We start from the raw sequence: 5,575 nt of genomic DNA, 5'->3' as shown, positions 1-5,575 counted from the left end.
CGGGGAAGATGGCGTGGGGGAACTCATCGCGGGGACCTCCCTGGTCGTTGGCCCAGCAGAACCATTTGATGCCGTGGCACTGAAGCGGGCGACACGCCTCTGACAGGGCATTCCCGGCCAGAGGCGGTTGCCGCAAGGGACTTCAGTTGCTCAAGCAGACCCACTTGTTGGCGGGGATCTCCTGACAGAAGCACTCGCCAAAGGTGCCATTGGCCCACTGGCAGCCCGTCTCCGCTCCCGGAGTACAGCGGCGGGTCTGGAGCGTCTCACAGCTGCTGAGGAGCTCGGCGGAAGCCTGACCGGGCTGCGCACCGCTCTCAGCACTGTCCATCACTTCAGCGCCACCGCAGCCCATTCCGAAGACGGAGACGACGGCGAACATCATGAACCCACGCAGAACCATGTGGCACTCCTTCTCGCTGGTGAGGCTCTGATGCAACTGTATACGAGAATATAGGTCAAGGTTTGCCAGGAAATCATGATGCCATCGGAAATCTGCGCGCGGAGCGGCCTCGATGTTTGAGGTTGCGGAATAATTCCGGCGTCCCTTGTTAGTAATTCGCCGGAGGCCGCTGTTTTGCATTCAGGCTCAGCAGGACGCCCGCGAGCAGCGCGGTGCCACCCAGGAGCAGCCGCTGGGTGAGGGGCTCTCCGAGCAGCAGCACCGCGCCCACCGCCGCGATGACCGGGACGCACAGTTGCACCACCGCCGCGCGCGCGCTGCTCAGGTGGGGCAGCGCTGCGTACCAGAGGCTGTAGCCCACGCCCGAGGCGAGCGCGCCTGACGTGACCGCGAGCAGCAGCCCCTTCGACGACGGAGGTGGGGCTGCGTCCAGCGCTCGGGCGAGCATCACGAGTGCCAGGGCCAGCGGCACGCTGCGCACGAAGTTACCGGCCGTTGCCGCGAGAGGGTCCGTGCTCCCGCGCCCCCGCAGGCTGTAGATGCCCCACGCCACGCCCGCCGCGGCCATGAGCCCCGCGCCGAGCGCATCCGGCGCGCTCGCTCCAGGGAGCGTGAGCCCCGCGAGCCCTGCGAGTGCCACCGCCAGCCCCGCCCACTCGAGCGCGCGCGGCCGCTCACCGCGCGCGAGCCCTGCCGCCAGCATGGTGAGCTGCACGCAGCCGAAGAGCAGCAGGGCGCCCACGCCCGCCCCGATGCGCACGTACGCGAAGCTGAAGCCGGCCGCATACACGAAGAGCGCGAGCGCCGAGGCCCAGCTCCCGTGCCTCGTTGCCCCGCGGCCGCCCCGCCGGAGCCGCAGCAGCAGCGCGAGCACCAGCGCTCCCGACGCAAGCCGCACCAGCGTGAACGAACCCGCGTCGATGCCGCGCGCCGCGCCGCCCGAGAGCGCAGCGCGGCACAGCAGCGAGTTCGCCGCGAAGCCCAGGAGGGCAAGCAGGGTGAGGAGGGGAGTGCTCACGCCGCAGGGACATAGCGGGCCGCGTGACGCGCGTCACGTCCCCGGGCATCGCCTCCCGGCTGAAGTGTTCCCTCTATGCCGGCCTTCAGCACGGTCGTCATCCGTTTGAGGCTTCGCCTTGAGGCGTAACTCGTTCATCGTGGCGACATGAATTCAACACATGAGCGCCGCGCGGAGCGGACGGGGCGTGGCCCGGGCCGCCCCCTGGAGCACTTCACCCTGTGGCGGCTGAACACCACGCGCTTCGCGCTGGCGGTCTTGAAGACCATCGGGCCGCTGGTCCTGGTGTGCTCGGCGGGGTTGGCATTCTCGGAAGGCGGGCCGGGGTTCAACGTGCCGGCCTTCATGACCGGGTTGTTCCTCTTCGGCCTCCTCTTTGGCCTGTTCGGAATCCTCTTCCTGGTCTTCAAGGTGGATGCTCGCGGTTCAACCTATTGCAAGGACCCCTTGATGCATCTGGAACCGTCCGAGCATGACCTGACCGCGCGAGACGCGTCCGGAGCACTCCTGGGCAAGGTCTCCAGCGGCACGCTGCGGGTGGTGCGCGTGAACGTGATGCAGGGCAAGCGAGGCCTGATGGGGGCGCTGCGCCTGGATCATGCGAAGGGGTCGGTCTGGCTCAGCCCCTACCAGTGGATCGGCGCGTGGCCGGGCTTGCGGTCGGAGTCCTTCCACGAAGGAATTCAATACGTCGAGGATCCCCTCTTCGACGCATTGTTGGAACTCGCGGAGTAGCATTACATCTTGACCCAGGTGCCGGACTTCAGCACCCACACCGGTCTGGCGTGCGCGGTCTCGTCCTGCTCGGACCTCGGCCGCTTGTTGAACGCAGCCTCACCTCCTTCTATCTGACTCCAGAACTTCTCGCGTGCGGCTTTCGCGAAGTTGCCCTGCCACGCGCCCTTGTGGCCGCTGGAGGCGAGGAACAGGGGGATGGGCCATTGGTCCTTGGAGTACTGCACCCCATGGCTGGAGAAGACCCTGATCTGACAATTGAACTTCATTTCCACGGCCGCGGCGTTGAACGCCAGGATGGCCTTGTAACAATTGTCGCAGCAGGTGGCCGAGAGTCCCAGGTACACCACTTCGTCGAGAGCGGTCGCCTTGCCGAGGTAGAGCTGGTCAAGGAGCCGCATCTCCGCGTGCATGTAGGGATAGAGATTGGGGACGAAGGACAGGGAGAAGGTGCTGGTCAGGAAGTCGAGGAACTGTTGCTTCATCTTCCTGTTCCCCCCGAGGACTGAAGAGATGGCCTCCGTGTTGGCAACCGCAAGGCACGCCTCGCGATAGGATTTCAGCTTTACTTCAGTGGAGGGTTTGAGGGCGCCAATCGCCTTCTGGCCCGCTTCCAGTCGCTCGATGGCCGTTGATTCATTGGCTGAGACCAGGAGCTTCACCTTCTTGCTCATGACGACCATTGCCACGGCGCTGCAAACGGCCTTGGTATCGCTCAGCCAGCAGAGCCCCGCGAGCGCGTCCAGGACGGCCGCCCAGGCTGGGTGATCATCCTTCGCCGACGGCAAGTCGTCCTCGCCCTCGTCCTCGTCCTCATCCTCATCCTCGCCCTCTGTCACGGGTGCGCTCCCGCCTGGCCTGAGGAGCGGCACGGTCCGCAGGTACTCGTTCAGGACCGGGGAGGTGACCGGGTTCGGGGGCTTGCACTCCCTGCAGACCGTTGCGCCAGAGGGGGCGTCGTTACCGCAGATATCGTAGTAGAGGCATGCTGGCATTGATCCTCCTGGAACATCGCCATGATGCGTGCACCGCGGACGCAGTCTCCCAGGTTTTGCGCTGAATGAGCCAGCGGGACGGCCCTGCCAAGGGAAGGGGCCCGGGATGCGAGCTATGGCGCGGTGGGCGGGCCGAACCAGGTGGTGACGGCGTCACGAAGGCCCTGGTCCGTGCCGTCTCCGACCCACGCGACGTGTCCGTCAGGACGAATCAACACGGCAGTGGGTGCAGCGACCGCGCCGAGCACCGGCAGTTCCCACACCCCTGCGTATCGAGCGGCGACCCGTTGAACCCGGTCCGCCCAAGGCGTGATGTCGAGGGCGCCGGGCTCACCCAGGTTGAGCAATACCGGTCGGGCCTCGTGCAGCAGGTGGAACACCCGCCGCGGGCCGTTTTCGGTGACCAGGTCGAGATCCGGCATGCGACGCCCGAGCAGCGGGTGTCCGCTACCAAGATCGTAGTGAACGTCCAGACCCGACATGATCCCGGCGTATCGCTTGCGAGGCTCGTCCATCTTCAACAGCTCGGCCAGGGTCTCGCGCACGGCCTCCATCCGCTCGTCACCGCGGTTGAGCGCGGTTTGCGCCATGGTGGTGCGGAGCACGCGGGCACCGACCGGGTGCCGCTCGGCATGGTAGGTGTCCAGCAGGCTCTCCGGCGAGGTTCCGTTGACGACCTGGGCGAGCTTCCATCCCAGATTCACGGCGTCCTGGACGCCGATGTTGAGTCCTTGCCCGCCGACTGGGGAATGCACGTGCGCGGCATCGCCCGCCAGGAGGACACGCCTGTCCCGGTAGGCCGCCGCTTGCCGGGTCATGTCAGTGAACCTGGAGATCCAGGTGGCGTTGTGAAGACCGAAGTCCCTCCCGTAGAGGGCAATCAGCGCCTCGCGGAGGTCGTGAAGGGCCGGCTCGTTGACCTGCCCGACGCGCTCTTCTCTCAACACGACGCGCACGCGCCCGTCCTCCATCTTGCCCAGGCCATAGGTGCCCTTCTCATCACGGCGCATGCCGAAGGAAGGCGCTTCGGCCATGTCGGCCTCGGCAATCAAATAGCTGGTGGACGGGTCCCAGCCCGGGAAGTCGATCCCTGCTTTCTTGCGGACCAGACTGCGACCTCCGTCGCATCCGACGAGGTATTTCGCCCGCAGGGAACGCCCGTCGGACAGCTCGACGTCGACGTGGGTGTCGGCCTGGGTAAAGCCCGTCACGTCACGTCCGCGATAGGTCGGCACCGCGAGCTCTTCGACCCAGGCGGCGAGGATGCGCTCGATGTGGTGCTGCCACAGCGCGAGCCCGTAGTTGTGGCGGGTGGGAAAGTCGCTGATGTCGAGCGGGTTCATCGAGAACGCCCCGATCTGCGCGACCTTCCCCTGGGTGAGGAAGCGCTCCGCGATTCCTCGCTGATCGAGCACCTCGATGGTGCGTGAATGCAGACCGCCTGCGCGCGAGCCGGAGAGTTCCTGGGTGGCGCGCCGCTCGACGATGGCGACGTCAACCCGCGAAAGCGCCAGCTCGCCCGCCAACATGAGCCCCGTCGGGCCTCCTCCGGCGATCACCACCGCATGCTTTGTCATGGCGGGTGACTGTGCGGCATGACCCAGGCCTTGCCGCAAGTCCCCGCGTTTGACATACGTTGGAAGTGGAGAGGCGCGGGGCGCGCTCCTCGTCTCGTTCCGGCGCCGGATCGACGTTCGCCCCCGCGGCGTAGCGGAGGCCGGCCTTCGCCGCCCGGGCCGTGAGCAGGTTGTAATACTGGCTCACCTGCTGTCGCGCCGCGCAATCGTAGCCAGCCGGTATGTCCTTCAAGGAGGCCTGACGCGGGGCACTCCATGCCCTCGAAATCCCAATGGAAGTGAAGTCGAGATTTATCGATACACTCCTCCCAGGTAGCACCTTCGCAGGCGGCAATCATGAGCTCGAGCCAGCGCCAGAGTTCGTCGAAGTCGTACCTGCGCATGACCACCCGCTTGCGGCCGGACAGCACCATCACGCTGAACGTCCGCGAGGTCGCCGAGCAACGAATGCGGCATCACCGCACCCGCTGACGCAGGGGTGTCTCCCGGCCCATGGCGATGAAGGGCGCCCAGTAGTGGGGATGAGGTTGCGTCCGCCGCAACTCGCGCATCGCCTCGCGCAGCGCTGTAGCGCGGCCCTGCCCCGCCAGCAGGTTGTAATAGTAGGCCTCCATCAGATCGCGTGTTGTCGCGTCGTTCACCTTCCACAAGCTCATCACCACCGTCTCCGCTCCGGCCACGAGGAAGGCCCGGCGCAGCCCATACACACCCTGCCCCACCTTCACGTCGCCTCGCCCCGTGTCGCACGCCGAAAGCACCACCAGCTGCGTGCCCCACAGGTTCAGGCCCGCCAGCTCCAGTGCCGTCACCAGCGCGCGCTCCGGCGGGGCCTGGGAGGGACTGATGC

At 66.5% G+C, this 5,575-nt stretch carries 8 protein-coding genes; 2 read left to right on the top strand and 6 right to left on the bottom strand.

What is annotated here, in order from left to right:
* Nucleotides 1-142: 142 nt before the first annotated feature.
* Entirely contained in the window at nucleotides 143-403 is a 261-nt protein-coding gene (locus D7W81_RS39535) for a hypothetical protein (RefSeq protein ID WP_120560496.1), read from the bottom strand.
* A gap of 148 nt (nucleotides 404-551) precedes the next feature.
* Nucleotides 552-1,421, bottom strand: coding sequence for a DMT family transporter (locus D7W81_RS39530; protein WP_120560495.1), 870 nt, complete (start codon nucleotides 1,419-1,421; stop codon nucleotides 552-554).
* A 147-nt stretch (nucleotides 1,422-1,568) separates the two neighbouring features.
* Between D7W81_RS39530 and D7W81_RS39525 the strand changes: the two genes are divergently transcribed.
* A complete protein-coding gene (locus D7W81_RS39525; RefSeq protein WP_120560494.1) occupies nucleotides 1,569-2,156 on the top strand; it encodes a hypothetical protein in 588 nt (195 codons plus the stop codon).
* A gap of 2 nt (nucleotides 2,157-2,158) precedes the next feature.
* Here D7W81_RS39525 and D7W81_RS39520 read toward each other — a convergent pair whose 3' ends face one another.
* From D7W81_RS39520 to D7W81_RS44485, 3 genes are all read right to left on the bottom strand, one after another.
* Entirely contained in the window at nucleotides 2,159-3,151 is a 993-nt protein-coding gene (locus D7W81_RS39520) for a hypothetical protein (RefSeq protein ID WP_120560493.1), read from the bottom strand.
* A gap of 113 nt (nucleotides 3,152-3,264) precedes the next feature.
* Entirely contained in the window at nucleotides 3,265-4,728 is a 1,464-nt protein-coding gene (locus tag D7W81_RS39515; RefSeq protein WP_120560492.1) for an FAD-dependent monooxygenase, read from the bottom strand.
* Nucleotides 4,725-5,111 carry an Imm8 family immunity protein gene (locus tag D7W81_RS44485; protein ID WP_368773760.1) on the bottom strand — a complete coding sequence of 129 codons (387 nt, stop codon included), beginning with the start codon at nucleotides 5,109-5,111 and terminating at the stop codon, nucleotides 4,725-4,727. The genes D7W81_RS39515 and D7W81_RS44485 overlap by 4 nt, the downstream gene beginning before the upstream one ends.
* Here D7W81_RS44485 and D7W81_RS44280 point away from each other — a divergent pair.
* On the top strand, nucleotides 5,065-5,199 hold the full coding sequence (locus D7W81_RS44280; protein ID WP_279637938.1) for a hypothetical protein: 135 nt from the start codon (nucleotides 5,065-5,067) through the stop codon (nucleotides 5,197-5,199). The two genes, D7W81_RS44485 and D7W81_RS44280, sit on opposite strands and share 47 nt — an antisense overlap.
* Here D7W81_RS44280 and D7W81_RS39505 read toward each other — a convergent pair.
* A partial coding sequence (locus D7W81_RS39505) for a CHAT domain-containing protein (protein WP_147445795.1) occupies nucleotides 5,184-5,575 on the bottom strand: 392 nt, incomplete at its 5' end. The two genes, D7W81_RS44280 and D7W81_RS39505, sit on opposite strands and share 16 nt — an antisense overlap.

Source organism: Corallococcus aberystwythensis (genome assembly GCF_003612165.1).
Classification (GTDB): domain Bacteria; phylum Myxococcota; class Myxococcia; order Myxococcales; family Myxococcaceae; genus Corallococcus; species Corallococcus aberystwythensis.
Note: the sequence above shows the minus strand (reverse complement) of the source record. Positions and strands in the feature narration are given on the sequence as shown.

Excerpts from the sequence above, each read along its gene's own strand:
- D7W81_RS44485 (WP_368773760.1), bottom strand. The coding sequence starts at position 5,111 with ATGCGCAGGTACGACTTCGACGAACTCTGGCGCTGGCTCGAGCTCATG.
- D7W81_RS39525 (WP_120560494.1), top strand. The coding sequence starts at position 1,569 with ATGAATTCAACACATGAGCGCCGCGCGGAGCGGACGGGGCGTGGCCCG.
- D7W81_RS44280 (WP_279637938.1), top strand. The coding sequence starts at position 5,065 with ATGAGCTCGAGCCAGCGCCAGAGTTCGTCGAAGTCGTACCTGCGCATG.
- D7W81_RS39520 (WP_120560493.1), bottom strand. The coding sequence starts at position 3,151 with ATGCCAGCATGCCTCTACTACGATATCTGCGGTAACGACGCCCCCTCT.
- D7W81_RS39515 (WP_120560492.1), bottom strand. The coding sequence starts at position 4,728 with ATGACAAAGCATGCGGTGGTGATCGCCGGAGGAGGCCCGACGGGGCTC.
- D7W81_RS39535 (WP_120560496.1), bottom strand. The coding sequence starts at position 403 with ATGGTTCTGCGTGGGTTCATGATGTTCGCCGTCGTCTCCGTCTTCGGA.